Source organism: uncultured Microbacterium sp. (genome assembly GCF_963524805.1).
GTDB lineage: Bacteria > Actinomycetota > Actinomycetes > Actinomycetales > Microbacteriaceae > Microbacterium.
The window spans coordinates 850,798-876,706 of sequence record NZ_CAURGG010000001.1; the positions used below are offsets into that span (position 1 = coordinate 850,798).

Genomic DNA, 25,909 nt, shown 5'->3' on the forward strand with positions numbered 1-25,909 from the left:
CTCAGGCTCCCGTCCGCACGGCCGCGGCACCGAAGGACGAGCCGGCCGCAGTCGCGGTCTCGCGGTAGGGCGATCCGCCGGTGAGGTTGTCGCCGCGGTTGGGGTTGGGGACCTTCGCCGCCGGTCCGCGGTCGCCGTACTTCGCCGCGACGAGTGCCGCGTGCGTGGGGGCGTCGGGGACGTCTGCAGGGCGATCCTTCGCGAGCTCCTTTCGCAGCACCGGGACGACTTCGCCGCCCAGGATGTCCAGCTGCTCGAGCACCGTCTTGACCGGGAGTCCGGCGTGATCCATCAGGAACAGCTGGCGCTGGTAGTCGCCGAAGATGTCGCGCATGCCGGCGTAGCGGTCGATGACCTGCTGCGGAGACCCGACGGTGAGCGGCGTCATCTCCGCGAAGTCCTCCATCGCGGGCCCGTGGCCGTAGACGGGAGCGTTGTCGAAGTAGGGCCGGAACTCGCGGACGGCGTCCTGGGAGTTGGCACGCATGAACACCTGGCCGCCGAGTCCGACGATCGCCTGCTCGGGCGTGCCGTGACCGTAGTGGGCGAAGCGCTGGCGGTACAGGGTGATGAGGCGCTGGTAGTGCTCCGAGGGCCAGAAGATGTTGTTGGCGAAGAAGCCGTCACCGTAGTACGCAGCCTGCTCCGCGATCTCAGGGGTGCGGATCGATCCGTGCCAGACGAACGGCGGCACGTCATCGAGCGGTCGCGGCGTGGAGGTGAAGCCCTGCAGGGGTGTGCGGAACTTCCCCTCCCAGTCCACGACGTCCTCACGCCACAGCTTGTGCAGCAGTGCGTAGTTCTCGATCGCGAGCGGAAGCCCCTGACGGATGTCCTGACCGAACCACGGATAGACCGGGCCGGTGTTCCCACGGCCGAGCATGAGGTCCGTGCGACCGCCGGACACGTGCTGGAGCATCGCGTAGTCCTCGGCGATCTTCACCGGGTCGTTCGTGGTGATGAGGGTCGTCGCCGTCGAGAGCACGAGGCGCTCGGTCTGCGCGGCGATGTAGGCCAGCGTCGTGGTGGGAGAGGACGACCAGAACGGCGGGTTGTGATGCTCGCCCAGCGCGAAGACGTCGAGTCCGACCTCCTCGGCGTGCTTGGCGACCGTGATCGTGTTGCGGATCTTGTCGGCCTCGCTGGGCGTGCGGCCGGTGGTCGGGTCTTCGGTGATGTCGCTCACGGTGAAGATGCCGAACTGGATGGCCGGCGCCTTCGCTGCGGGGGTGGTGTTCTCGTTCACGATCGCTCTCCGATTCGGGATGCGGGTGGCATCCGCTTCTATTCAAATGAATGTATTCGGTAGAACACTGCTTCTGCGAATCTATTCCCTCGTGCTCGACGCGGGCACTGCGGGCCCATCGCCGTCGTCCGCCCCCTCAGGATAAAGTTGCAGGCGCCGCCATGACAGATCCAGCGAACCCGGCCCCGCCCCGCAGTCCGGCGGCGGCATCCCCCTCCCCCGCTCCGCCGACCGGGAAGGTCGGCGTGCCGCGGGCCAAGCGCCGGTTGCCGTTCTGGGACAACGCGCGGTTCGCGTGCATCGTGCTGGTCGTGCTCGGTCATGCCACGCAGCGCCTGACCTATGACTCCGATGCGGCACTGGGCCTCTATCTGCTGGTGTACTCGTTCCACATGCCGGCGTTCGCGATCATCTCGGGCTATTTCTCCAAGTCCGACGCGCCGGGCTCCCGCCAGATGGCACGCGTGATCACCGACATCCTGTTGCCGTACGTGATCTTCGAGGCGCTCTGGACGCTGACGAAGTGGATCGTGGAGGGCCAGGCGAATCCGAACCTCACCGAGCCGTCCTGGACTCTGTGGTTCCTGCTCGCCCTCGGCATCTTCCGGCTCGTGCTGCCCTACCTCGCACTCCTGCGCTGGCCGCTGCTGTGGACGGTCGTGATCTCGATCGGGGCCGGCTATCTTCCGAACATCGACTCGACGCTGTCGCTGTCACGCACGCTCGGACTGCTGCCGTTCTTCGCCCTCGGGTGGTGGCTGCGCGACCGCGACGTGGTCGAGCGGCTGCGCCTGCTGCGCGATCGGCCGTGGTGGGTCCTGCTCTCGGCGGCCGGGCTGCTGGGGATCGCGGGATGGGCGGCGTGGTTCTTCGCCGACGCATGGCGTGCGATGAACCTGCGCGAGTGGCTGTTCTACGACGAGAACTATTCCTCCATCGGCGGCACCGAGTGGTGGGCCGGCGGCGTGCGTCTGGCCCTGATGGCGATCGCGCTCGTGCTGTCGGCGGCATTCTTCGCGCTGCTCCCCCGGCAGACGCACTGGTGGACGCACTTCGGCCAGTACACGATGTACGTGTACCTGCTGCACTCGTTCGTGCTGTATCCCTTCCGCGAGTCCGGTGTTCTGCGCGGCCTCGAGCCGACCTGGATCTGGCTGCCGATCGTCGCCGTCGCCTCGGTGCTGATCGCCCTGGGTTTGGCGACCAAGCCGGCGCGCACGGTGTTCCGGCCACTCGTGGAGCCCCGACCCGGTTGGCTGTTCGCCGACCCCACCCTGGCCGGGCGGGAGGGTCGCCGGTCGGACCCCACCGGTTCGCGGCGCCCGCGGGACCAGCCGCGGCCCGCGCGGGCTCACGCGGATCCTCGCCAGAACGGCTGAGGGCCTGCGCCGCGCCTCAGGCGAACAGGCCCGCTCCGACGTACGATCCGGCGGCCGCTCCCGGCGGCACGGCCCACAATCCCGAGCCGATGTGCCGGAGGTACTCGCTCATGACGTCGGTGGACAGCGAGCGCTGAATCCGCACGAACTGCTCCGGACGTCGCTGATACGACAGGAAGAACAGCCCCGCGTCCAGCCGACCCAGATCGGTGTTGCCGTCGACGAAGTTGTAGCCGCGACGCAGGATGCGCACGCCGCCGTTCAGATCCGGGTGCGCGAGGCGCACGTGGCTGCGCTCGGGCACGAGCGGCGAGCCGCCGGCATCGGTCGCCTGAAGGTCGGGGGCCGAGTACTCGTCGCCGCCGGAGAGCGGAGCGCCCTGGCCCTTGTCGCGCCCCACGATGGCGTTCTGCTCCGACAGTCGCACACGATCCCACGTCTCGATCAGCATGGCGATCTTGCGCGCGACCAGGTACGAGCCGCCGGCCATCCAGGCGGGTGCATCCGATGCGGCCGACCAGACGTGCTCGCCGAGCGCGGCGGTGTCATCGGCGAGGATGTTGGCCGTCCCGTCCTTGAACCCGAACAGATTGCGCGGGGTCTGCTGCTCCGAGGTGGTGCGGGACGTGCGGCCGAACCCCATCTGGGACCAGCGGATCTTGGCGCGTCCGAACGCGATGCGGCTCAGATTGCGGATGGCGTGCACCGCCACCTGGGGATCATCGGCGCAGGCCTGGATGCACAGGTCGCCGCCCGACGCGTCGGGATCCAGGTCATCGCCCAGGAACGCCGGGAGCTTCTCGAGCCCGGTGGGTCGGCGATCGCCGATGCCGTAGCGATCGGCGCCGTCGAGGTCGAACAGCGTGGGCCCGAATCCGATCGTGATCGTCAGCCCGCTCGCCCCCAATCCCAGCGCCTCGCCGGTGTCATCCGGCGGTGCCTCGGGCGACCCGCCGACGGCACCGGTGGCACTCACGTCGAGGCCGCGGGTCATCCGTGCGGCGGCGTACGACCAGTCCTGCAGCAGCGAGATGAGGTCCGCCCGGTCGGTCCGGGCCATCATGTCGAACGCCGCGAAGTGCAGGTGGTCCTGCACGGGAGTCGTGATCCCGGCCTGGTGGGGTCCGTAGAACTCGTACGGGGATGCCGACGCACCGGCATCCGCCGCGCGGGCGATCGCGGTGCCCCCCGCGACGCCGGCGCCCGCCCCGATCGCAAGGCCCGCGGCACCCGCGCCGACCAGACCCAGCAGCCCGCGACGGCTCACGCCGTTCGGGGCGACCGCCGTGTCGGTCAGCGCCTCATCCTCGGTCATGTCATTCCAGGACGGTGACGGTCAGCTGCGAGAGAGGCTCGGCGAGCGCGTTGATCAGATCGGTGAACTCGCGCTTGTCGTCGTCGGTGAGCGACGAGTACGGCGCGAAACCGTCGGTGAGCGAGCCGTGCGCCGCGAGCGACGCCTCCAGAGCGGCATACCCGGCATCGATGTCCTCGACGAGCGCGGCGCCGTCGGCGCCCTGGGACGCGGCGAGATCGCGCACGAGCGAGAACGCCATCTTCGAGCCCTCGACGTTGGCCGCGAAGTCCCAGATGTCGGTTCCCGACCACCAGTCCTCCTCGCCGGTGATCTTGCCCATCGCCACCTCATCCAGAAGGGCGATGGCCCCGTTGCTCAGGCCGACGACTCCCTGGTCCTGCAGCGCCTCGGCGAACTCGTCGGAATGGACGTACGCATCGAGCTCGGCCACGTCCGCGATCAGCTGGTCGCCGAACGCGGCGCGCTCCTCGGTCGTGGACGGCGCCCAGTCCTGCCACGCCGGAGTCTCCCCGTCCGCGTTGAGGGCGTCGGCGCCGGGAACCCAGAGATCCTTCTCGATGCGGTGGAACCCGGTCCACTCGAGGCCTTCGGCGACGGCATCCACTTCGCGGTAGTCGATGCGCGGATCCAGGTCGCCCAGCGCCTCGGCGATCGGCTCGATCCGCTCGTAGAAGGAGCGGACCTGGGGGAAGGCCGCCCGGGCCGCGTCGTCCGAGCCGGCCTGGTAGTCGGCGACGAACGCGTCGACCGCCGGGACGAGCTGACCGACCTGGTCCTCGACGAAGGCGGCGTACAGGTCGACCGCGCGCTGCTTCTGCTCGGCATCCGGCCCGTCGATCGCAACAGTCTCACCCGAGACCGTGAAGCCGGAGCGTCCCACGCCGTCCCCGGTCATGCCCGGCTTGCACACGGTGAAGTACTCGCCCGGCTGGACGACCACCGTCAGGGTGCGAGACGCGCCCGGAGCGATGTTCTCGGCTTCGCCGACGATGCGCAGACCGTCATCGGCGAGCAGATAGAACTCCGTGACGTCGTCACCCGTGTTGGTGACCTCGAACGCCAGGGTGCCGCTGGTCGCCGTCGCGGCCGACACGTCGCACGCGCTGTCGGTGGCGGCGACGCTCAGCTCATCCGAGGCGGCCGCCTCGCTCTTGGCGACGCAGCCGGCGAGCACGACGATCGACAGCCCCACGACACCGACGGCGCCGAGGAAGCGGGAGGGGGTCATGCGACTCCTTGCGTTAGGGATGCGGCGTCGGCGCGCACGGGCACGGCAGCCGGGCGCGACGGCGCGGGCCGCCGGCGTGCTCCGCGCAGGAAGAACGCCCCGACGATCAGGATGTACAGCGCCCAGGCGATCACCTGCAGCCACGTCATCTGCGGCATGAATCCGACGGCTGCCTGCAGCAGCGCGGCCGGGGCGGAGCCGGGCGCGATCTGGGCGGTGAGATCGAACGCCCAGCCGAACGGGAAGCCCGCGAGTCCGACGGCCACCGCTCCGGTGGCGGGGTCTGTGGGGGCCATGGCCCCGAACGGGCCGGGCAGCACTCCACCCTCCTGCAGATCGTGCACGGCGTACGCGAGCACACCTGCGGCCACGATGATCAGGAACGCGCCGGTCCACAGGAAGAAGCGCCGCAGGTCGAGCTTCAGCATCCCTCGCGCGAGCAGCCAGCCCAGCACGACGGCGGCGGCGAGTCCGAGCAGAGCGCCGAGCAGGGCCGCGGGTGCGTCGCCGAACGACTGCACCATCGACCACAGCAGCAGGGTCGTCTCGATGCCCTCGCGCGCGACCGAGACGAAGCCGATCGCCACCAGCGCCCAGAGGCCTCCGTGGGCCAGCGCCCGGTCGATTCCGCCCTCGAGGCTGGATTTGAGCGTGCGCGCGGTCTTCTGCATCCAGAAGATCATCCAGGTGACCATGGCCACCGCGATCATCGAAAGCGTGCCGCCGATGATCTCCTGCGCCTCGAACGTGAGGGAGTACGCGCCGAAGGTCAGGACTGCGCCGATACCGAGGGCGAGCGCAACCGCCAGACCGACACCCGCCCACATGCGCGCAAGCACGTCCCGACGGCCGATCCGGCTGAGATAAGCCACGAGGATGCCGATCACGAGCGCGGCTTCGAGGCCTTCACGGAGGCCGATGAGGAAGGTGGCGAGCACGCTGATCTCGAGACGCTAGGGGCGGGTAGTGAGGTTAGGCAACCCTCACAAGATCAACGGTACCCGCCTTCACCGCAGGGGTCAAAAGCGGCGAACGCGCCTGCGCGGTAACCCGGGGCAACATACGCGCGGATGCCGCGGCCCCTGCCTATGGTCGGTGGATGGCTGAACTCTCCCTGCCCGTTCTGGACCTGTCGCAGCTCGATGCCGGAGCGGAGGCGGCGGCGTCCTTCCGTGCCGACCTGCGCGCGGCGACGCACGACGTCGGATTCTTCTATCTGACCGGTACCGGCATCTCCGCCCGGCTCGAACAGCGGCTGCACACCGCGGCGCGCGACTTCTTCGCCCTGCCCGAGAGCGACAAGCTCGCGATCGAGAACGTGCGCAGCCCGCACTTCCGCGGGTACACGCGCGTCGGCGGCGAGCGCACGCAGGGGCGCGTGGACTGGCGGGAGCAGATCGACATCGGTCCCGAACGCGAGGCGATCAGCGACGGCTCCTCACCCGATTACGCCCGCCTGATCGGGCCGAACCTCTGGCCGGCCGCCCAGCCGGAGTTGCGGGAGGTCGTCTCCGAGTGGCACGACCACCTGTCGGGAGTGGCCCGCAAGCTCCTGCGCGCATGGGCCGTCGCGCTCGGCGCGGAAGAGTCCTACTTCGACCAGCACTTCGGCGAGCCCTCGACGCTCATCAAGATCGTCCGCTACCCGGGGAAGGACGACCCGACGCCCCAGCAGGGCGTCGGCGCGCACAAGGATTCCGGGGTGCTGACCCTGCTCTGGGTCGAGCCGGGCAAGGGCGGTCTGCAGGTGGAGCGCGACGGCGAATGGGTCGATGCTCCCCCGGTTCCCGGCGCGTTCGTCGTGAACATCGGCGAGTTGCTCGAGTACGCGACCCAGGGCTATCTCATCGCGACGAACCACCGGGTGGTTTCGCCGAAGTACCCCGATGACCGCATCTCGGTGCCGTTCTTCTTCAACCCGGCGCTGGACGCGCGGCTGCCGATCATCGAGCTGCCGCCCGAGCTCGCTGCCGAGGCGCGCGGTGTCACCCGCGACCCCGCCAATCCGATCCACGCGCTGTACGGCGAGAACGCCCTCAAGTCACGCCTGCGCGCCCACCCGGATGTGGCTTCCATCCATCACGCCGACCTGGTGGCCGCACGGACGGCGACCCCGGGCTGACGTCCGGATCGCCCGCGGCGATCTCCCGGCGCGAACTGTCGTCCGTGCCGGGAGATCGCACAGCGCCGCGAGCGGCGCGGAGGACTTCAGCCGAGCAGCTTGGCCTTCGCGGCCGCGAACTCCTCGTCGCTGAGGATGCCGGCATCCTTCAGCGACGCCAGTTTCTGCAGCTCGGCGACCAGGTCGGTACCGCCCGCCGGCGCGGCGGCCGGTGCGGGCGCGGCGGGCTGGGCGTACTGCGCCGCGGCCGCCTGAGCGGCCGCATCGATCTGCGCCTGCTGCTGGGAGGCCTCGTACTGCTGCTGCTCGTACTGTCCTTGCGCCTTGTCCTGCTGGTGGCGCTGGACGCTGCCGCTCACAGCGGTCGCGGTGCCGGCGACGACGGCGGTGCGGGCGGCCATTCCGATGAGGCCCCCACGTCTTCTTCCTAGCGGCATGATCTTCTCCTTCTCTCCGGCGGCGAGCGCCGCACACTGGTCATTCCTGGCCCGATACCGGGTTGACGGAGACGACCTCGATGTGGAGATCGTCAAAGGCGGCGAGCAGACCCAGCAGCTCGGACTGATCGGGCACGTCCCCCACCAGCCGAGTGAGTCCGTCGGTGTCGGTGTCGATCCGGAACCCCGCGAACGAGGCCATCAACTCCGGACTCATGCGGCCGCGAACGATGACTTCGTAGACGTGCGAGGTCATATCGCCTCCTGCCTCGATGCGGGCCGACTGGTTGTGTTCCATACTTGTCTGCGACCCTCGGCGGACCCTCATCCGGACAGGGTGATTCACCGGGGCGGGGAACGGGAACCAGATGCCGATGACGACCGCGGTGCCGAGCGCACCCGCGCATGCCGTCGACAGACCGCATCTGCGCCGGCGGCTGGACGCGGCGCTGGGGGCGCCTCTCACGCTGCTGGTCGCGCCCGCCGGCTCCGGCAAGACCGTGCTCCTCTCCCAATGGGCGGCGTCCCGCCCCGACCTGCGCTTCCTCTGGCTGGGCATCGAGTCGACCGATGAAGACCCGACCCGCTTCGCGCGCAAGCTGCTCGAACAGCTCGCCGCATTCGACCCGACCGTCGTCGAGCTCGGACCATTGCTGGCGATCGGCGGCGGGAGCCTCGGTCAACCGCTGCTGGAGGCGGTGAGCGCCCTGCTGGCCGACCACCCGGGGACGGTGCTGGTGTTCGACGATCTGCACGTGCTCACCAATCGCGCACTGCTGGAGGACCTCTGGTGGCTCGCGGACCACCTCCCCGGGTCCGTCCACATGGTCTTCGCCTCGCGCGGCGACCGCCGCCTCGCCCTCAGCAGGCACCGCCTGAAGTACGGCCTGCTCGAGTTGAGGCAGGCCGAACTCGCGTTCGACGACGAGGTGACCGCCGAGGTGCTGCGCCGCATCGCGGGTGAGCAGGCCGCCCAGGCGACCGTCGCGTCGGTCGTGGACACGACGGAAGGGTGGGCAGCCGGCGTACAGCTGACCGCCATCAGCCTGCGCAACCAGGAGGACCCTGCCCTGTTCGCCCGACGGCTGGCCGGCACCGACCGGCTCATCTCCGACTACCTGAGCGAAGAGGTCCTCGCCGCACAGTCGGACGAGCGACGCGACCTGCTGCTGAGGCTCTCGGCGCTGGATCGGATGTCACCCGAGCTCGTCGAATCGGTGCTGCACGTATCCGGTGCGGCGCAACTGTTCGATGAGCTCGAGCGCGACTCGATGTTCGTGGTTCCCGTCGACCCGCTGAACGAGTGGTTCCGGTTCCACCATCTGTTCCGCGACCTGCTGCGCTATCGCCTGCGGGCAGCGTTTCCGGGCGACGAGGAGCGCATCGTGATCGCCGCGGGCGACTGGTTCGCGCAGCAGGGCGACATCGCTTCGGCGGTCGAGTGCTTCCTGCACGCCCGCGCGTGGGACCGGGCGATGGACCTGATCCTCTCGCGAGGCCGGGAGGTGTTCGAACGGGGGCACTCCGCCACGGTGGCACAGTGGCTGGGCGCCATCCCGGACGCCGAGCGGTTCGCCCGGCCCGACGCCGAAGCGCTCTACGGAATGGTCCTGGGATTCAGCGGCCAGGCCGCCGTGAGCGAAGACGTCCTGCGCGGGCTGGTCGCCCGCCCGGACGTCCCCCTGGGCATCGTGATGATCGCGCGCGCCTACATCGCAGCGCGCGTGCAGTTCCGTCCCCAGGTGAAGGTGTCGCTGGATGCCGCCCATGAGGCGCTGAGAAGTCTGCGCGAACATCGCGACGTCATGCCTCCCGACCTGATCGGACTGACGCACCCGACGCTGCTGGAAACCGTCGCATCGGGCTCGCTCGCCCGGGCGCACTTCTATGCCGGCGACCTGGCGGAGGCCCGCAGATCGCTGCGTCGCACGCTCGACTCCCCGGGCGCCCAGTACTCCGTTTATCGCGTTCACATGCTGGGCACCGAAGCGCTGCTCGAGGCGTGGTCGGGCCGGCTGGTCATCGCCCAGAAGCTCGCAGACGAAGCTCTGCAGCTCGCGCGCGACGTCGGCCTGCTGGCGCACGCCGCGCCCGCCGATGCCTACCTCGCCCTGTCCCTCGTCGCGATCCACCGCGGCCGTCCGCAGGCGGCGTCCTTCGCCCGCCACGAAGGGGCCGTTCGCGCGGCATCCAACCGACGTACGCAGCTCATGTGGATCTCCCACCTGCACGCCGTCCTGGCGGGCGATCCGGCTTCGCCCGCCGGCGAGCCGGCCAAGGCCGCTCCTCCCATCGTGCGCGATGCGCTCGATGCCGCGGCGCGTCGAGGGCGCCGGCTCGCGGGCGAATCCTCCCCCTCGGGCCGCGCCGGCGAGTCCTGGTCCGCCATGCTCGTGGAGAGCGTGTCGGCCGCGCTCGCCGACAAGCGGGTGGCAGAGGCGAAGGCGGCACTGGATGCCGCGGCCTTCGTCCCCAGCGAGGAGCATCCGCTCGCAACGGTCGAGCACGCCGTCCTGACCGCATGGCTCGCGCACGCCGAAGGCAGAGCAGTGGAGTCGCGGCGTCGCCTCGCCGACGCGCTGGAAGTCGCATCCGAGCACGGGATCGTCTCGGCGTTCGTCTGGGCGGGGCCAGAGGTCATCAGACTGATCGAGAGCCTCCCCGACCGCCCGACGCCCCTTCGCCGACAGGTGATGGAGTGCGCACGCGAGCAGCTTCGCGCTCCGGCCGACGCCGTACTGAGCGAACCCCTGACCGACCGGGAGAGGGAGCTGCTCGCATTCCTGCCGACGCGACTGACCAACGCCGAACTCGCCGCGCAGTTCTTCGTCTCCGTCAACACGATCAAGACGCACATGGCGCACATCTACCGGAAGCTCGACGCGCCCAACCGCAGTGCTGCGGTGAGCCGTGCGAGCGAGCTGGGGCTGCTCTGAGCGGACGCGCACGGCGCGCGTCGATGCGAAAGGCCGCCCCACACCGGGGGCGGCCTTTCAGAAAGCGATGTGCGCTGGGTGCGACTAGCGGCGGAGTCCCAGGCGCTCGATCAGCGAGCGGTAGCGCGCGATGTCGATGTCCTGGAGGTAGCCGAGCAGACGACGGCGCTGACCGACCATCAGGAACAGCCCACGACGCGAGTGGTGGTCGTGCTTGTGCTCCTTCAGGTGCTCTGTAAGGTCCTTGATGCGCTGCGTCAGCATCGCGACCTGCACCTCGGGGGATCCGGTGTCACCGGGGTGCGTCGCGTACTCTTCGATGATCGCCTTCTTGGCGTCAGATTCGAGTGGCATAGATGGGATCCCCTTTCTCGTCATTGCGCGGCGCCCATCGCCTGATGCGTGGGCTCTCTTTATCCGCGGCCGATCGAACGGCAACCTGAAGAGTCTACCAGCCGGTGGTCGCCCGCAGAACCGGCTCCACCCGGAGCGGGTTAGCCTCGAAGGATGCCCGGACTGCGTCGCCTCCGCTTCATCGACCGCAGCCACTTCATCGACCTGAGTCCGTTCCGGGCCAGCCCCGCGTTCACGCGCATGTGGATCGGCTCGACGCTGGCCGGCCTCGGCGGCCAGCTCACGATCGTGGCGATCATGCTGCACATGTACGACCTGACCGGCTCGACCTTCGCGGTCGCGATGATCGCCGTGGTGGGTCTGCTGCCGATGATCGTCGCGGGTCTGTACGGCGGGATGCTGGCCGACGCGTTCGATCGTCGCCGGGTGGCTCTGGTCGCGGCGACCATCACGCTCGGCTCGACGGTTCTCCTGGCGACCCTGGCGTGGGCTCAGCTGGAGACCGTGTGGTGGCTGTATGCGCTCAGCATCGTCAACGCCGCAGCGAACACCGTCGTGATGGCCGCGCGCCAGGCGATCGTGCCGCGCCTGATTCCGCGCGAGCTGCTGCCGGCCGCATCCGCCCTCAACGGCATCACGTTCGGGATCATGGTGATGGTGGGGCCGGCCCTCGCCGGCATCCTGGTCGCCTTCGCCGGGTATGCCTGGACCTACTCGATCGACGTCCTGCTGATGAGTTCGCTGTTCCTCGGACTGTGGACCCTGCCCAGCATCCGCCCCGAAGGGACGATCGTGCGCCCCGGGCTGGACTCGCTGCGCGACGGCTGGCGCTTTCTCACACGCGCGTCCAACATCCGGCTGCAGTTCATCCTCGACATCATCGCCATGACCTTCGGCCAGCCGCTCGCCCTCATGCCGGCGATCGGCGCGGTGCTGCTGGGCGGTGGCCCGATCACGACCGGGGCGCTGACCGCTTCGGTGGCCGTCGGCGCGTTCTTCTCCAGCCTGTTCTCGGGTCCCGCCGGTCGCGTCCGCCGCCAAGGGCTCGGGATCGAGCGCGCGATCCTGGTCTACGGCGGCTCGATCGCCGCGTTCGGTCTGGTGCTCGGCGCGGCCGCGTTCGGCTGGTTCGCGCCCGGGGGGGTCGACGGCACGAGCCCCAACGTCGTGCTCATCGTGGCGGCGGCGCTGTGCCTGGTGGTCTCGGGCGCCGCGGACAACGTGAGCTCGATCTTCCGCAACACGATGGTCCAGGCGGCGGTGCCGGACGCGATCCGGGGTCGGCTGCAGGGCGTGTTCATCGTCGTCGTCGCGGGAGGGCCTCGACTCGGCGCCCTCTACGCCGGCACGCTGGCCACCCTCACCGCGCTGTGGGTGCCGCCGCTGCTCGGCGGATTCGTCATCATCGGCCTCGTCGCCCTGCTCGTGCGCCTGAGCCCGCGGTTCCGGGTGTACGACGCGCAGCATCCCGAGCCCTGACCGACCGTCGCCGGAGCGTCGCACATCGGCGGATTTCGGACGCGGCATCCGCTTCTGCTCCCCCGAGTCCGACGCCGAGGCTAGGCTCGCCGGGTGTCCACCCCGTCGCCCGCCCACGCCGCGTCCCCGGTTCCCGCGGCGGTGTCGGACTCGGTCCCGTCCGAGCGGGGCGAGGCCGCACGCCTGCCGTCGCAGGGCTGGATCGCGGTGCAGTTCCTCCTCACCGGCGTCATCTGGGGGTCCAGCTTCCTGTTCATGAAGGTGGCCCTCGAGGGGCTCTCCGCCGGCCAGGTGGCCTGGTCCCGGCTCGTCCTGGGCGGACTGACGCTGGGCCTGTTCGTCGCGCTGCGTCGTGAGCCGCTGCCGCGCCGCGTCAGGATCTGGGTGCACATGACGGTGCTCGCCGTCACGTTCTGCGTCGTGCCGTTCCTGTTGTTCTCGTGGGCGCAGCAGCACGTCACCTCGGGCCTGGCCAGCATCTACAACGCGACCACGCCGATCATGACCGCGGTGATGGCGGGACTGCTGTTCCGCGTCGAGAAGCTCAAGGCCGGGCAGATCGCCGGGATCCTCGTGGGCATCCTCGGGGTGATGGTCATCATCGCCCCGTGGCAGGGTCTGGACCTGAACCAGAGCCTCCTCGCCCAGTTCGCGGTCCTCGGTGCGACCGCGTGCTACGGATTCAGCCTGGCGTACATGCGCAGGTTCGTCTCGAACTCCGGCATGAGCGCACTGATGTTCTCGTTCCTGAACATCGGCATCGCGGCGGCGATCATGGCGCTGCTCACGCCGGTCGTCGCCCTTTCTCCGGTGCGGCTCGATCCGTGGATCGTCGGCAGTGTCGTCCTGCTCGGCTGCCTGGGCACCGGAGTCGCGTACATCTGGAATCAGAACACCCTTCGCGCCTGGGGACCGACCCGGGCATCCACGGTCACCTACATCACCCCGGTGGTCGGCGTGGCGCTGGGCATCCTGGTGCTCGGAGAAGGGCTGTCCTGGAACGAGCCGGTCGGTGCACTCGTCGTGTTCCTCGGCATCCTGCTCGCTCAGGACCGGTTGCGGCTGCGCCGCCGAGCCTGAAGACGACGAAAGGGGGATGCCGACGGCATCCCCCTTCCTGCCTCGATCAGGTCACTCCTGGAAAGCGCCCTGCAGGTCGAGCGTGATGGTGACATCCTTGCCGACCAGAACGCCACCGGTCTCGAGCGCGGCGTTCCACGTCAGGCCGAAGTCCTCGCGATTGATGACGGTCTTGGCCGTCGCACCCGCCTTGTAGTTTCCCCAGGGGTCGGAGCCGAATCCGCCGAAGTCGAATTCGAACGTGACCGGCTTCGTGGTGCCGCGGATGGTCAGGTCGCCGTCGACCAGCATCTCGCCGTCGACGATGCGCACACCGGTCGAGACGAAGTCGATCGAGGGGTAGGTCTCGACGTCGAAGAAGTCCGCCGAGCGAAGGTGCTGGTCGCGACCCTGATCCTTCGTGTCGAGCGAGGCGGCGTCCACGTGCGCCTCCACCTTGGCCTCGAGCGGGTTCGCCGGGGCGATGAGGGTCGCGCTCTTCATCGCGAAGTGACCACGCACCTTCGAGATCATCATGTGGCGGACCGTGAAGCCGACCTCGCTGTGAGAGGGGTCCAGCACCCAGGTGCCCGCCTTGTAGCCCGGAATGTCGATCGTGGTCGTGTCGGTCATGATGATCCTTCGTGTCGGTGGAGACGTCGCCGGAAGCGACGCGGTCAAGGTGTTGCAACGTCCTGCGAGAAGATCTATTCCCCTGAATGAAAATTCCACGAGAACGGGGTCCGGATGCCGCAGCATCCGGACCCCGTCGGATCATCGATCCGCGCTCAGCCCACCGAGATGAGATCGATCACGAAGATCAGGGTCTTCCCGCCCAGGAAGTGGCCGCCGGCGGGGCCGTACGCCAGGTGCGGGGGGATCACCAGTTCGCGTCGGCCACCCACCTTCATGCCCGGGATGCCGTCCTGCCAGCCCTGGATCAGGCCGCGCAGCGGGAACTGGATGCTCTCGCCGCGGTTCCACGACGAGTCGAACTCCTCGCCGGTCTCGTACTCGACGCCGGCGTAGTGAACGGTCACGGTGTCGCCGGGCTTCGCCTCGGCGCCTTCGCCGACGATGAGGTCGCGGATGACGAGGTCATCGGGTGCGGGACCCTGGGGCGCGTCGATCTCGGGCTTGGTGCGGTCATCAGTCATGAGTCCATCCAACCCGAGGGTTGCGCCCGGGTCAAAGCGGCGGGCGCGCCCTTGACACACCGTCACGTCCACGGCACTCTGAAGGCAGGACAACTCAGCGCCCGGACGTCACGCAGGCCTTGCCGCGGACCCGGGCGCTGGGTGTTTGCGCGGGGTCGATCTCCGACCCGCTAGGGCGCGAACATCGCCGCACGCGCGGCGGTCGTGCGGGCCAGAAGCACCTGCTCGTCCTCACGCGCGTTCGGGTCGCGTCCGGTGATCGCGCGCTGCCGGGCAGCGGCGAGGGCCGTGGCGTCCGCGATGAAGGACTTCATGATCCGGGTGCGGTCACCGCGCAGACTCTGCGCCCAGGCCAGTGCGGCCTTGCGGCCCGGACCCGTTGCGAGCATGTCGACCTCCTGCGGCGTGAACCACCCCGCTGCCGCGTAATCGCCGAGTCGCGCACGGGTCACCCGCGCCTCCTCGCGGCGCAGGGTGATGACGCCGAGGATGAACCCGACGAACAGCGGCACCTGAAGCGTGAGATACAGCAGGAAGAAATCGCCGAACACTGCCGAGCCGTTCCAGAGCGCGTGCAGCATCATCGCGCCCATCATGCCCAGCACCCAGGCCCCCAGCGCTCCCATCCCGCGCGCTCCGCGCCGCGCGGCCAGGCCGAGGGCGAAGCCGGTGATGCTCGTGAACATCACGTGGGCGAAAGGCGAGAGGATGCCGCGCACGAAGAACGTGGTGGTGACATCCACCACGCCGCCTTCGAGGAAGCTGATCGCGAAGTACTGGATGTTCTCGGTGAAGGCGAAACCCGCTCCGACCAGCGCCCCGTACACCACGCCGTCCACGGGCCCGTCGAATGCGCGACGCGCGGTGAGGAAGATCAGCAGGACGCCCAGTCCCTTGCCGAACTCCTCGACGATGGGCGCCTGCACCACGGCCGAGAACGCCTCCCGCAAGGGCGAGTCGTCCACGCCCAGCACCAGCGTGATCAGCAGATCGACACCGAGCGCGATTCCCACGGCGGCGACCGCGCCCCACGCGACGGCAAGCACGAGCAGACCCCGCGGCTCCGGCTCCCAGCGGTCGATGAGGCGCACCGCCAGCACCACTGCGGTCAGCGGGACGAAGGCGAGCAGCATCCCGATGATCGACGCCGCGGGGCCGATCGCGCTGAGGAAATAGCCGACCAGAGCCACCAGGACGATGAAGATGACGCCGATGATCCACACCGGTGCCGAGCGTCCGGCGCGAGGCCGGACCGGAACCGCCGCCGGCGAGATCGGCGCGGGAGCGATCTGCGCACCCTGGGCCACGCGCGGCTGCGCCAAGGGGGAGGCGAACGAGGGTGGCGTCAGCGAGGGCCCGCCGTCGGGGTTCCGGCCGTCGGGCTGCCGGGGGTCATACGTCATGCGCACAGCATAGGGGCCGGCGTGAGCGACGCACCGGCACCGGCGGCCCGGTAGCGTGGAGGAATGCGCTTCGCCCACGTGTCCCTGCCGGGATCCGAAGAGCCTCGCCTCGCGGTGGTGCACGACGAGACGGCGCTGATCGTGGAGGACCTGTTCGTCGGCGCCCCGCGCTTCCTGGAGGACCTGATCGCCGGCGGCGACGAGCTGCTGTCCCGGGTGCGGGATGCCGCAGAGCACGCGGGTCCGCGCCTTCCCCTGTCCGAGGTGGCGTACGCGTCAGCTCTGCTCACTCCCCCGGTGATCCTCGCGATCGGCTTGAACTACGCGGCGCACTCCAGCGAACTGGGGCTGAAGACGGATTCCACGCCGACGGTGTTCGTCCTGTGGCCGAACTCCCTGGCCGGTCACGACGCCACGACGACCTGGCCCCGCTCGCTGAGCGAGTCCGTGGACTACGAAGCCGAGCTCGGAGTGATCATCGGCACGCCGGCGAAGGACGTGTCAGCCGACGATGCGCTCTCGCACGTCTGGGGCTACACCGTCGTCAACGACATCACCGCCCGGGACATCCAGTACTCCGAGGCGCAATGGTCGCGCTGCAAGTCTTTCGACGGCTTCACCCCCACCGGTCCGTTCGTCGTCACGGCGGACGAGGTCCCCGACCCGCAGGACCTGCACATCTGGACCGTGCTGGACGGGCGCACACTGCAGGACGCGTCGACGAACCAGATGGTGCGGCCGGTCGCCACGCTGATCTCGCACCTTTCGAAGTCCGCGACATTGCTGCCCGGGACGCTCATCTCCACCGGAAGCCCGGGCGGAGCCGGGTACTCGCGGGACCCCCAGGTCTTCCTGCGCGATCGCTCGACGGTGACGGTCGGTATCGACGGCATCGGCGCGCTGACCACGCACTGCCGGATCCTGGGCTGACCACACGGCGAACGCCCGCCACCGGGGTGACGGGCGCTCGTGTGCGATCGATCAGCGGCTGATGGTGCTGCAGTCGACGCTCACGCCTTGAACGGTGACCGTCCCCGAGAAGTCGACGGCCTGACAGGCCTGGAACACCTCGCTGGCGTATCCCGCCGCCGCCGCGAAGGCGCTGAAGGCGATGATGGCGATGATGATGCCGAGCACCGTCAGAACGGCGCCCACGATGATCGCCGCGACGGCGAACCCGTTCTTGTGACCGGCCTTGCGGCTCTGGACGAGTGCGACGATGCCCAGGATCAGGCCGATGACGTTGAAGAAGATCGCCACGATGAGCGCGACGATGCCGAGAGTCCGTCCCGGGATCGGCGCGTTCGCCGGTGCACCATACGGCGCGGGCGGCGCGGACGAGTAGGCGGGCGGAGGTGCGGCGTCGTAGGCGGGCGGCGGCGCGGAGTTGTACGCGGGCGGCGGCGGGACGTCGGGGTTCTGCGGATCGGTCATCGGAGGTCCTTTCGAAGGAAGCTGTGCCTTCGAACGCTAGCGCTCACTGCGGCGCGTCGGCAACGACCGACACGCCGTCGGTCACGGGTGGGTCTCGCCCGCCTGGATGATCGGGATCGCGGCGGTGACGGTCTCCAGGCCCGAGAGCCTGGCCGGCGACAGCTGCTTGATGACTTCGTCGCGCGACATGAGCCCCGCTTCGACGACGAGGTCGGCGACGTTGCGTCCGGTCAGGAGGGCCGTCTTGGCGAGCGCCGCAGCCGCGGCGTAGCCGATGTACGGCGTCAGCGCGGTGATCACGCCGACGGACGCGCCGACCATGGCGCCGAGCCGCTCGTGGTTCGCGGTGATTCCGTCCACGCAGTTCACGCGCAGCGTGTACATGCCGCGCCGCATCCAGGTGATCGACTGGAACAGCGAATGAGCTATCACCGGTTCGAACGCGTTCAGCTGCAGCTGACCCGCCTCCACCGCCATCGTCACCGTCATGTCCGCACCGACCACCGCGAACGCGACCTGGTTGACGACCTCCGGGATCACCGGGTTGACCTTGCCGGGCATGATGCTGGACCCCGCCTGGCGGGCGGGCAGGTTGATCTCGCCGAAACCCGCCTGCGGGCCCGACGAAAGCAGCCGCAGGTCGTTGCAGATCTTCGACAGCTTGACCGCGTTGCGCTTGAGGGTCGAGGAGAACGACATGAATGCGCCGGTGTCGCTGGTCGACTCCACGAGGTCGGTCGCCGTCTCCAGGTCCAGACCCGTGATCTCGCGGAGGTGGTGGAGCACGGCTTTGCCGTACTCCGGATGCGTGGTGATGCCGGTGCCGATCGCTGTCGCGCCCATGTTGATCTCGCACAGCAGGTAGGCGTTCTCCTTCAGGCGGCTGTGATCCTCGCCGAGGGTCGTGGCGAACCCGTGGAACTCCTGCCCGAGAGTCATCGGGACCGCATCCTGCAGCTGCGTCCGGCCGACCTTGAGGATGTCGTGGAACTCGACGGCCTTCGCCAGGAAGGCGCGCCGCAGGAGGTCGAGCTCATCCAGCAGGGTCAGCAGGTCGAGTCCGAGACCCACCTTGATCGCGGTGGGATACACGTCGTTCGTCGACTGCGAGCGGTTCGTGTCATCGATCGGCGAGAGGAAGCCGTAATCGCCCTTCTCGCGCCCGGCCAGCTCGAGCGCGATGTTGGTGATCACCTCGTTCGCGTTCATGTTGGTCGACGTGCCGGCGCCCCCCTGGATCACGCCGACGACGAACTCGTCGTGGTAGGCGCCGTCGATCACCAGCTGAGACGCCCGGTCGATGAGGTCGGCCTTGTCAGGGTCGAGAGCGCCGATGTCGCGATTGGCGCGGGCGGAGGCCTGCTTGACCATCGCCAGCCCGCGGACGAGATCCTTGTAGACCGAGATCGGACGCTTCGACACGGGGAAGTTCTCCAGCGCGCGAGCGGTGTGGATCCCCCAGTATGCGTCGGCGGGGATCTCCATGGATCCCAGGGAGTCGGTCTCGATACGTGTGCGCGTCATTGCGTCCAGAGCCATGTGTGTGTCCTCGTGGGTCGGTCACGGCGATGTGATGGGATGCTTCGAGATTACTCGCGACCCTCGAGGATGCCCCCGTACAGCGCGGACAACGCCGGAACGGATGCTGTACACCACGGCGACCGCCACGGGCGCGGCGGCGCCAGCGCGTCAGCGGCCCGGCTTGCGCGAGAAGGCCTCGAGGCGCTCCGCCGGGGTCAGCGCCGCCATGTGCTGCACCCACTCTGCGGAGAAGTACTCGCCCGTCAGCGCATCCACCACCGGCACCACGGCGTGGGTGATCGTGTCGTCGTACACGTGCACGAGATGGAACGACTGGCCGGCGTCCATGCCGTTCACCTCGGCGGCGGGGCGCGCCAGGTCCATCGTGTAGCAGGTGGCCGCGGCGACGCTGACCGGAACCCCCGCGAACGTGCCGCTCGTGGAGTAGTGCAGGTGACCGGCGAGGATTGCGCGCACATCGGTGCCGGCGATGACGCGGCCGAGCCGGCCCTGGTCGCGCAGCTCGAGGATGTCGAACAGCGGGATATGGGACGGCAGCGGGGGGTGGTGCATGGCCAGGATCGTCCCGAGCGGGGCGGAAGCGGACAGCTCGCGCTCGAGCCAGTCCAGCTGCGCGTCATCCAGGTCTCCGTGATGCCATCCCGGCACGGTGGTATCCAGCACGATCAGGCGGAGGCCGTCGAGGTCGTGCACGGCCGTCACCGGCTCTTCGGTCGCCTCGAGGCCCAGCAGGTCCCGGCGCAGCGCGGGCCGTTCGTCGTGATTGCCGGCGACCCAGACGATCGGGGCGCCCAGACGCTCGGCGACCGGTTCGATCGCGTCGCGCAGCGCGCGGTACGCGTCCGGCTCCCCGAGATCGGTGAGGTCGCCGGTGAACACGACCGCGTCGGGACGGATCTGCAGCGCCTCGACGGCATGGAGTGTTCGCTTCAGGTTCGCGGCGGTGTCGTAGCGTCCGCCCAACGGCACGTCACCAGCCAGGAGGTGGGTGTCGCTCAGGTGCAGGATCGTGCGTCGTGCCGGCGGGTACTGACCGAACTGCGGGACCATGCGACCAGCCTACGGGGGGCCGCCGACCGGGCCGCGGGGCGGTCAGTGGTTGAAGACGATGAGCAGCAGACCGCCGAGGACGGCGAGTCCGCACATCCCGAAGGAGAGGTAGGCGCCGACGGCGGCGACCTGGCGCTGGCCGGGGGTGAGGGGGTTCTTCTTCGCGGCCTTGGCGGCCGCCTTGGCTGCGCGCTGTGAGTCCTTCGCGGTGATCACGGTGATCGCGTCGGTGAACTCCGCCGGAGCCACCACCGGCACGCGTCCGGCGCGCACCAGCAGGCGCAGCCCGAGCGAGTAGAAGCCGACCACGAGCACACTCGCCAGAAGCGCGGCCAGGAAGACCTGCACGAACGCGAACCAGTCGATCTCCAGGCTCATTTCGAACCCTCCTTCTCACGAAGGGCCTCGTCACGCACGGCGGCGCGCTGACGGCGGGTCGGCGGCGGATTGCGCTTGACCTTGACGGCCGTTCCCGACTCGGCGACCTCGCTCATGGCGTTGGCAGCCGTGACCGCGTTGCGACGCGACAGGAGGAAGATCGTGAGGATGACCACGACGGCGAAGACGGCGTCGATCAGGATGCCCCAGCCGCCGAGCCACACCACCATCAGCGCCATGGCACCACCCACGGCCCCGGAGGCGGGAAGCGTGAAGACCCAGCCCACCATGATGCGCCCGGCCGTCCGCCACCGCACTGTCGCGCCGCGGCGGCCCAGCCCCGATCCGATGACCGAGCCGGACGCGACCTGCGTCGTGGACAGTGCGAAGCCGAGGGCGCTCGAGGACAGGATCGTCGCAGCGGTCGAGGACTCGGCCGAGAAGCCCTGAGCCGGCTTGACGTCGGTCAGACCCTTGCCGAGGGTGCGGATGATGCGCCATCCGCCCATGTACGTGCCGAGGGCGATCGTGATGCCGCACGCGAGGATCACCCACAGCTCGGGCGCCGTCTGCGCCGGGCTCTGCACCCCGGCGATGATGAGGGTGAGCGTGATCACGCCCATGGTCTTCTGCGCGTCATTCGTGCCGTGCGCGAGCGCGACGAGCGAGGACGTGAAGATCTGCCCGAAGCGGAAGCCGTCCCTGCCATCGGGCTTCGCGTCGTAGCGACGGGTGATGGCATACGCGATGCGCGTGGCGGTGAAGGCGATGAGTCCGGCGGTCAAGGGGGCGAGGACGGCGGGCAGGATCACCTTGCTGAGCACGACGCTGTAGTCGATCGCCATCCAGCCGGCACCGACGATCGTCGCGCCGATCAGGCCGCCGAACAGCGCATGCGACGAGCTCGAGGGAAGCCCCAGCAGCCACGTGAACATGTTCCAGGTGATCGCACCGATCAGGCCGGCGAAGATCAGCGGCAGGAACGCATTCGGATTGATCTGATCCTCGCGGATGATGCCGTGCGAGATCGTCTGCGAGACCTCCGTGGACAGGAACGCGCCGGCGAGGTTGAGGATGGCGGCCAGCAGCACCGCGACCTTGGGCTTGAGAGCACCGGTCGCGATGGGCGTCGCCATCGCGTTGGCCGTGTCGTGGAAGCCGTTCGTGAAGTCGAAGAACAGCGCCAGCACGATCACCAGCACGACGATCAGGGTTGCGGTTTCCACCGTTCGCTTTCCGTAGGAAGTGAAAGAAATGTGGTGCCGACGGGATCGGCGTTGCGAACGAAGAGTTCACGGCGAATTAAGGAACCGGCAACCGGTCAGGAGAATCCTTACACCGCCCCCGCCTGCGGTCAACTCAGGTGCTTGCCAGGCAGGCGGCATCACCCGCCGGGCGTGACGCGGGCTCGGCATCCCGAGGTGTTGAATGAGCACGCCCCCCTCGCCGGGGCAGAGTCGGGTGGACAGATGAAGAAGTGGTTCGTCGTGATGATCCTGGGCGCGGCCCAGTTCGTCATGGTGCTGGACAGCACCGTCATGAACGTCTCGATCTCGGCGGTCGTCGAGGACCTCGACAGCAGCGTCACCGCGATGCAGAGCGCCATCACGTTCTACACGCTCACGATGGCCGCCACGATGCTGCTCGGGGCGAAGCTCGGCGACATCTGGGGGCGACGGCGGGCACTGGTGATCGGCTCGATCGTGTACGCCGTGGGGTCGCTCATGACCGCCTTCAGTCCCAACATGGCGGTGCTGTTCCTGGGCTGGTCGATCATCGAGGGCCTCGGCGCCGTCCTCGTGATCCCCGCGATCGCCGCTCTGCTGGCCGACAACTACGAGGGCCGGGCGCGCGTGACCGCCTTCGCCGCGATCGGGGCGGTCTCGGGCGCGGGCGTGGCCGCCGGCCCGCTCATCGGCGGCTTCATGACCACCTACTTCAGCTGGCGGTACGTCTTCGTCGGCGAGGTCGTGATCCTGGTCTTCGTGGTGATCTTCGCCGGGCGAATCGCGGAGAAGTCCGCGCGCCGCAGCATCCGCATCGACGTGCTCAGCGTGGTGCTGTCCGCGGCCGGACTCGTGGCCGTCGTCTACGGGATGCTGCAGAGCAAGGTGTGGGGATGGATCGTGCCGCTGCACTCGCCCGAGGTGAACGGCGTGAAGATCGAGCCGCTCGGCATCTCGCTGAGCGCGTGGCTGATCGTCATCGGCGTCGCGCTGCTCGTGCTGTTCTTCGTGCGCCAGCGCCGGCTGGTCGCCGACGGGCGCGAGCCGCTGATCCACGCGGATCTGCTGTCGATCCGCCAGCTGCGCAGCGGTCTGAGCGTGCTGGGCGGCCAGTACGCGATCATCGCCGGACTGTTCTTCATGGTGCCGGTCTACCTGCAGATGACGCTGGGCTTCGATGCGCTGCAGACCGGCTGGCGGATCTTCCCGCTGTCGATCTCCCTGATCCTCTTCTCGGTGTTCGGCACCCGTCTGTCCACGCGATGGTCACCGCGACGGGTCGTCCGGGTCGGTCAGTGGGTACTGGTGGCGAGCTCCATCCTCCTGCTGACGGCCATCGACCCGGAGCTGTCCAGCCCCGCGTTCGGCATCGGCATGTTCGCTGCGGGCGCGGGGCTGGGCCTGCTCGCCTCCCAGCTGGGCAACGTGAACATGTCCTCGGTGACGGCGAAGGACACGAGCGAGGTGGGCGGCCTGCAGGGGGTCTTCCAGAACCTGGGCTCGTCGCTGGGCACCGCGCTGATCGGATCCATCCTGATCGGCTCGCTCGCATCGTCGTTCGCCACCAACGTCGCCGAGAGCACTCTTCCGGACGAGACACAGGCGATCGTCAACGAGCGCACCGAGGGCGGCGTGCAGATCATCCCCGCCTCGACGGTGCAGGGCATCGCCAAGGAGTCGGGGCTCAGCGATGCCGAGGCTGCAGAGCTCGAGCTCATCTACGTCGAATCCCAGCTCTCATCGCTGCGCACGGCCTTCTTCGGCCTGATCGTGCTCGCGCTGCTGTCCCTGCTGGTCTCGCGCGGCATCCCGTCCGAGGCGCCCGAGCGACGGTCCCCGCGCAAGGGCGAGGCCGTCGAGCCGTCGGCAGCGGACGGCTACCGACCGCCGCCGCGCGCCTGAGCAGGTCGACTAGCGTGGAACGGTGACCATCGAAGCCGTCCCCTCCGTTCCTCCCGTCGCCGCACGCAAGCCGATCGTCCGCAGTCATCACGGGGATGAGGTGCAGGACGCCTACGAGTGGTTCCGCGCCAAGGAGGATGCCGAAGTCATCGCGCACCTCGAGGCGGAGAACGCGTACACCCGGGCCCGGACCGCCCACCTCGCCGGGCTGCAGGAGACGATCTTCGACGAGATCAAGGGCCGCACGCTCGAGACCGACCTGTCGGTGCCCACGCGCCGCGGCGACTGGTGGTACTACGGACGCACCGTCGAGGGCAGCCAGTACGGCATCCAATGCCGCGCACCGCTCGCGTCCCCCGATGACTGGACGCCCCCCGAGCTCTCCCCCGATATCGCCGTCGACGGCGAGCAGGTGCTGCTCGACGGCAACCTCGAAGCGGAGGGCCACGAGTTCTTCTCGCTCGGCAGCTTCGAGATCACGACCGACGGAAACCGGATGCTGTACGGCGTCGATCTGGCCGGCGACGAGCGCTACACCGTGCGCGTGCGCGACCTGGTGACCGGAGAGCAGCTGCCCGACGAGATCCCCGACACGTTCGCCGGTGCCACGTTCTCGCCCGACGGCCGGTTCATCGTCTACACGACCGTCGACGACGCCTGGCGCCCCGACACGGTGTGGCTCCATGAGCTCGGCACGCCGGTCGAGGACGACGTCACGCTCTTCCACGAGCCGGACGAGCGGTACTGGCTGGGTGCGGGCTTCACCCGCAGCGACCGCTACCTCGTGATCGGAATGGGCTCCTCGATCACCTCCGAGGAGTGGCTCGTGGATGCCGCCGACCTCCGCTCCGAGCCGCGCGTGGTGTGGCCGCGCCGCGAGGGGGTCGAATACGACTCGTCGCACGCGGTCATCGACGGCGAGGACGTGCTGTTCATCCTCCACAACGACGGCGCGCTCGATTTCGAGCTCGTCAAGGTCGCGGCATCCGACCCGGCCGGCAGGCGCGATGTCGTCGTCCCCCATCGGCCGGGGCAGCGCCTGCTCGGGGTTTCCACCTTCCGCGACTGGGGCGTGCTGGCCTACCGCAGGGAGGGACTGGCGCGGATGGCCATGCTCTCGTACGCGGACGATTCGGTCTCGGAACTCGAGTTCGACGAGCCGCTGTACTCGGTGGGCGGGGGCGGCAACCCCGAGTGGGCGCCGCCGCTGATCCGGCTCGGCTACGGGTCGTTCGTCACGCCCGGCACCGTGCTGGACTACGAGGTCGCCACCGGCGAGCTGCTGCTGCGCAAGCGCCAGCCCGTGCTCGGCGGGTACGAACCCGCCGACTACGCGCAGGCACGGGTGTGGGCCACCGCGCAGGACGGGACGCTCATCCCGATGTCACTGGTCTGGAAGCGCTCGTTCGGCGAGGCGGGAGAAGCGCCGCGCGCCGTGCACCTGTACGGCTACGGGTCGTACGAGCACTCGATCGAGCCGGGCTTCTCAGTGCCCCGCCTGTCGGAGCTCGACCGCGGTGTCATCTTCGCGGTCGCGCACGTGCGCGGCGGCGGGGAGATGGGCCGCCAGTGGTACGAGGACGGCAAGCTGCTGCACAAGCGCAACACCTTCACGGACTTCGTCGACTGCGCCCGTCACCTCATCGAGAACGGCTACACGACCGCCGATCGCATGGTCGCCGAAGGCGGCTCAGCCGGTGGGCTGCTGATGGGCGCCGTGGCCAACCTCGCCCCGGAGCTGTTCGCCGGCATCCTGGCCGACGTCCCCTTCGTCGACGCGCTCACGACGATCCTGGACCCCTCGCTGCCGCTGACCGTCATCGAGTGGGACGAATGGGGCGATCCGCTGCACAACGCCGACGTGTACGCGTACATGAAGTCGTACTCGCCGTACGAGAACGTGCGGGACGTCCCATACCCGCGGATCCTCGCCGTCACGTCGCTCAACGACACCCGCGTGATGTACGTCGAGCCGGCGAAATGGGTCGCACGGCTGCGCGAGGTCGGCGCCGACGCGCTGCTGAAGTGCGAGATGGTCGCCGGGCACGGCGGGGTGAGCGGGCGCTACAACGCGTGGCGCGAGCGTGCCTTCGAGCTCGCCTGGCTGCTGGACGTGGTGGGCGCCGCCGACTGAGGCGTCGGGGTTGCGAAACGCCCACGAGAACAGGGGATCTCACCGGCGCAGGCTTTTCGCGAGCCGATCATCCTGTCACGGTGACATCACCTGAGACCGTGACGGACGGCAGAACGGCACCGGGT

23 protein-coding genes are annotated in these 25,909 nt (G+C 69.1%); 8 read left to right on the forward strand and 15 right to left on the reverse strand.

From position 1 onward, the window contains the following. Position 1 precedes the first annotated feature (1 nt). The gene (locus tag RWQ91_RS04185; protein WP_399545860.1) at positions 2 to 1,207 is read right to left on the reverse strand and encodes an LLM class flavin-dependent oxidoreductase; all 1,206 of its coding nucleotides are present in this window, start codon (positions 1,205 to 1,207) and stop codon (positions 2 to 4) included. A 200-nt stretch (positions 1,208 to 1,407) separates the two neighbouring features. Between RWQ91_RS04185 and RWQ91_RS04190 the strand changes: the two genes are divergently transcribed. After that, on the forward strand, positions 1,408 to 2,625 hold the full coding sequence (locus tag RWQ91_RS04190; protein ID WP_314502808.1) for an acyltransferase family protein: 1,218 nt from the start codon (positions 1,408 to 1,410) through the stop codon (positions 2,623 to 2,625). Positions 2,626 to 2,641: 16 nt separating this feature from the next. Here RWQ91_RS04190 and efeB read toward each other — a convergent pair whose 3' ends face one another. Genes efeB through efeU form a run of 3 tightly spaced genes read right to left on the reverse strand, consistent with a single transcriptional unit; the run spans position 2,642 to position 6,109 of the window. Continuing rightward, positions 2,642 to 3,940: an iron uptake transporter deferrochelatase/peroxidase subunit gene (efeB, locus tag RWQ91_RS04195; protein WP_314502810.1), complete on the reverse strand. Its 1,299-nt coding sequence runs from the start codon at positions 3,938 to 3,940 to the stop codon at positions 2,642 to 2,644. Position 3,941: 1 nt separating this feature from the next. Further along, positions 3,942 to 5,171: an iron uptake system protein EfeO gene (gene efeO / locus RWQ91_RS04200; protein ID WP_314502811.1), complete on the reverse strand. Its 1,230-nt coding sequence runs from the start codon at positions 5,169 to 5,171 to the stop codon at positions 3,942 to 3,944. Continuing rightward, positions 5,168 to 6,109 (reverse strand): iron uptake transporter permease EfeU, encoded by a 942-nt coding sequence (gene efeU / locus RWQ91_RS04205; RefSeq protein ID WP_314502813.1) that lies wholly within the window; start codon positions 6,107 to 6,109, stop codon positions 5,168 to 5,170. The genes efeO and efeU overlap by 4 nt, the downstream gene beginning before the upstream one ends. A 161-nt stretch (positions 6,110 to 6,270) precedes the next feature. Here efeU and RWQ91_RS04210 point away from each other — a divergent pair, with 161 nt between their 5' ends. Next, entirely contained in the window at positions 6,271 to 7,293 is a 1,023-nt protein-coding gene (locus RWQ91_RS04210; protein WP_314502815.1) for a 2-oxoglutarate and iron-dependent oxygenase domain-containing protein, read from the forward strand. Between the two features lie 86 nt (positions 7,294 to 7,379). On the opposite strand, the gene RWQ91_RS04215 is transcribed toward RWQ91_RS04210, so the two are convergent. Continuing rightward, the gene (locus RWQ91_RS04215; protein ID WP_314502817.1) at positions 7,380 to 7,730 is read right to left on the reverse strand and encodes an SHOCT domain-containing protein; all 351 of its coding nucleotides are present in this window, start codon (positions 7,728 to 7,730) and stop codon (positions 7,380 to 7,382) included. Between the two features lie 40 nt (positions 7,731 to 7,770). Next, positions 7,771 to 7,986: a hypothetical protein gene (locus RWQ91_RS04220; RefSeq protein WP_314502818.1), complete on the reverse strand. Its 216-nt coding sequence runs from the start codon at positions 7,984 to 7,986 to the stop codon at positions 7,771 to 7,773. 112 nt (positions 7,987 to 8,098) lie between these two features. Here RWQ91_RS04220 and RWQ91_RS04225 point away from each other — a divergent pair, with 112 nt between their 5' ends. Continuing rightward, positions 8,099 to 10,666, forward strand: a complete 2,568-nt coding sequence (locus RWQ91_RS04225) for a LuxR C-terminal-related transcriptional regulator (protein ID WP_314502819.1) — start codon at positions 8,099 to 8,101, stop codon at positions 10,664 to 10,666. A gap of 84 nt (positions 10,667 to 10,750) precedes the next feature. Here the strand turns inward: RWQ91_RS04225 and rpsO are convergent, their stop codons facing one another. Continuing rightward, complete coding sequence (gene rpsO, locus RWQ91_RS04230; protein WP_019180606.1) at positions 10,751 to 11,020, reverse strand: 30S ribosomal protein S15; 270 nt, start codon at positions 11,018 to 11,020, stop codon at positions 10,751 to 10,753. Between the two features lie 153 nt (positions 11,021 to 11,173). Between rpsO and RWQ91_RS04235 the strand changes: the two genes are divergently transcribed. Beyond that, positions 11,174 to 12,499: an MFS transporter gene (locus RWQ91_RS04235; protein ID WP_314502824.1), complete on the forward strand. Its 1,326-nt coding sequence runs from the start codon at positions 11,174 to 11,176 to the stop codon at positions 12,497 to 12,499. Positions 12,500 to 12,592: 93 nt separating this feature from the next. Further along, a complete protein-coding gene (locus tag RWQ91_RS04240; protein WP_314502826.1) occupies positions 12,593 to 13,579 on the forward strand; it encodes a DMT family transporter in 987 nt (328 codons plus the stop codon). Between the two features lie 51 nt (positions 13,580 to 13,630). Here RWQ91_RS04240 and RWQ91_RS04245 read toward each other — a convergent pair whose 3' ends face one another. From RWQ91_RS04245 to RWQ91_RS04255, 3 genes are all read right to left on the reverse strand, one after another. Further along, positions 13,631 to 14,191: a YceI family protein gene (locus tag RWQ91_RS04245; protein WP_314502828.1), complete on the reverse strand. Its 561-nt coding sequence runs from the start codon at positions 14,189 to 14,191 to the stop codon at positions 13,631 to 13,633. Positions 14,192 to 14,346: 155 nt separating this feature from the next. Beyond that, positions 14,347 to 14,715, reverse strand: coding sequence for an FKBP-type peptidyl-prolyl cis-trans isomerase (locus RWQ91_RS04250; RefSeq protein WP_314502830.1), 369 nt, complete (start codon positions 14,713 to 14,715; stop codon positions 14,347 to 14,349). 170 nt (positions 14,716 to 14,885) lie between these two features. Then, the gene (locus RWQ91_RS04255) at positions 14,886 to 16,118 is read right to left on the reverse strand and encodes a PrsW family glutamic-type intramembrane protease (protein ID WP_314502832.1); all 1,233 of its coding nucleotides are present in this window, start codon (positions 16,116 to 16,118) and stop codon (positions 14,886 to 14,888) included. A 63-nt stretch (positions 16,119 to 16,181) separates the two neighbouring features. Between RWQ91_RS04255 and RWQ91_RS04260 the strand changes: the two genes are divergently transcribed. Further along, complete coding sequence (locus tag RWQ91_RS04260; RefSeq protein WP_314502834.1) at positions 16,182 to 17,048, forward strand: fumarylacetoacetate hydrolase family protein; 867 nt, start codon at positions 16,182 to 16,184, stop codon at positions 17,046 to 17,048. 51 nt (positions 17,049 to 17,099) lie between these two features. Here RWQ91_RS04260 and RWQ91_RS04265 read toward each other — a convergent pair whose 3' ends face one another. The 5 genes from RWQ91_RS04265 to RWQ91_RS04285 all read right to left on the reverse strand — a co-directional run bounded on the left by RWQ91_RS04265 (position 17,100) and on the right by RWQ91_RS04285 (position 21,748). After that, a complete protein-coding gene (locus RWQ91_RS04265; RefSeq protein WP_314502836.1) occupies positions 17,100 to 17,552 on the reverse strand; it encodes a DUF4190 domain-containing protein in 453 nt (150 codons plus the stop codon). 81 nt (positions 17,553 to 17,633) lie between these two features. Then, positions 17,634 to 19,091, reverse strand: a complete 1,458-nt coding sequence (locus RWQ91_RS04270) for an aspartate ammonia-lyase (protein WP_314502838.1) — start codon at positions 19,089 to 19,091, stop codon at positions 17,634 to 17,636. A gap of 150 nt (positions 19,092 to 19,241) precedes the next feature. Next, a complete protein-coding gene (locus RWQ91_RS04275; RefSeq protein WP_314502840.1) occupies positions 19,242 to 20,144 on the reverse strand; it encodes a phosphodiesterase in 903 nt (300 codons plus the stop codon). A gap of 42 nt (positions 20,145 to 20,186) precedes the next feature. Further along, positions 20,187 to 20,522, reverse strand: a complete 336-nt coding sequence (locus tag RWQ91_RS04280; protein WP_314502841.1) for a peptidase — start codon at positions 20,520 to 20,522, stop codon at positions 20,187 to 20,189. Beyond that, positions 20,519 to 21,748, reverse strand: a complete 1,230-nt coding sequence (locus RWQ91_RS04285; protein WP_314502843.1) for an anion permease — start codon at positions 21,746 to 21,748, stop codon at positions 20,519 to 20,521. The genes RWQ91_RS04280 and RWQ91_RS04285 overlap by 4 nt, the downstream gene beginning before the upstream one ends. A gap of 243 nt (positions 21,749 to 21,991) precedes the next feature. Here RWQ91_RS04285 and RWQ91_RS04290 point away from each other — a divergent pair, with 243 nt between their 5' ends. Together RWQ91_RS04290 and RWQ91_RS04295 are read left to right on the forward strand one after the other, a co-directional pair. Next, entirely contained in the window at positions 21,992 to 23,650 is a 1,659-nt protein-coding gene (locus tag RWQ91_RS04290; protein WP_314502845.1) for an MFS transporter, read from the forward strand. A 22-nt stretch (positions 23,651 to 23,672) separates the two neighbouring features. Continuing rightward, a complete protein-coding gene (locus RWQ91_RS04295) occupies positions 23,673 to 25,784 on the forward strand; it encodes a S9 family peptidase (RefSeq protein ID WP_314502847.1) in 2,112 nt (703 codons plus the stop codon). Positions 25,785 to 25,909: the final 125 nt, after the last annotated feature.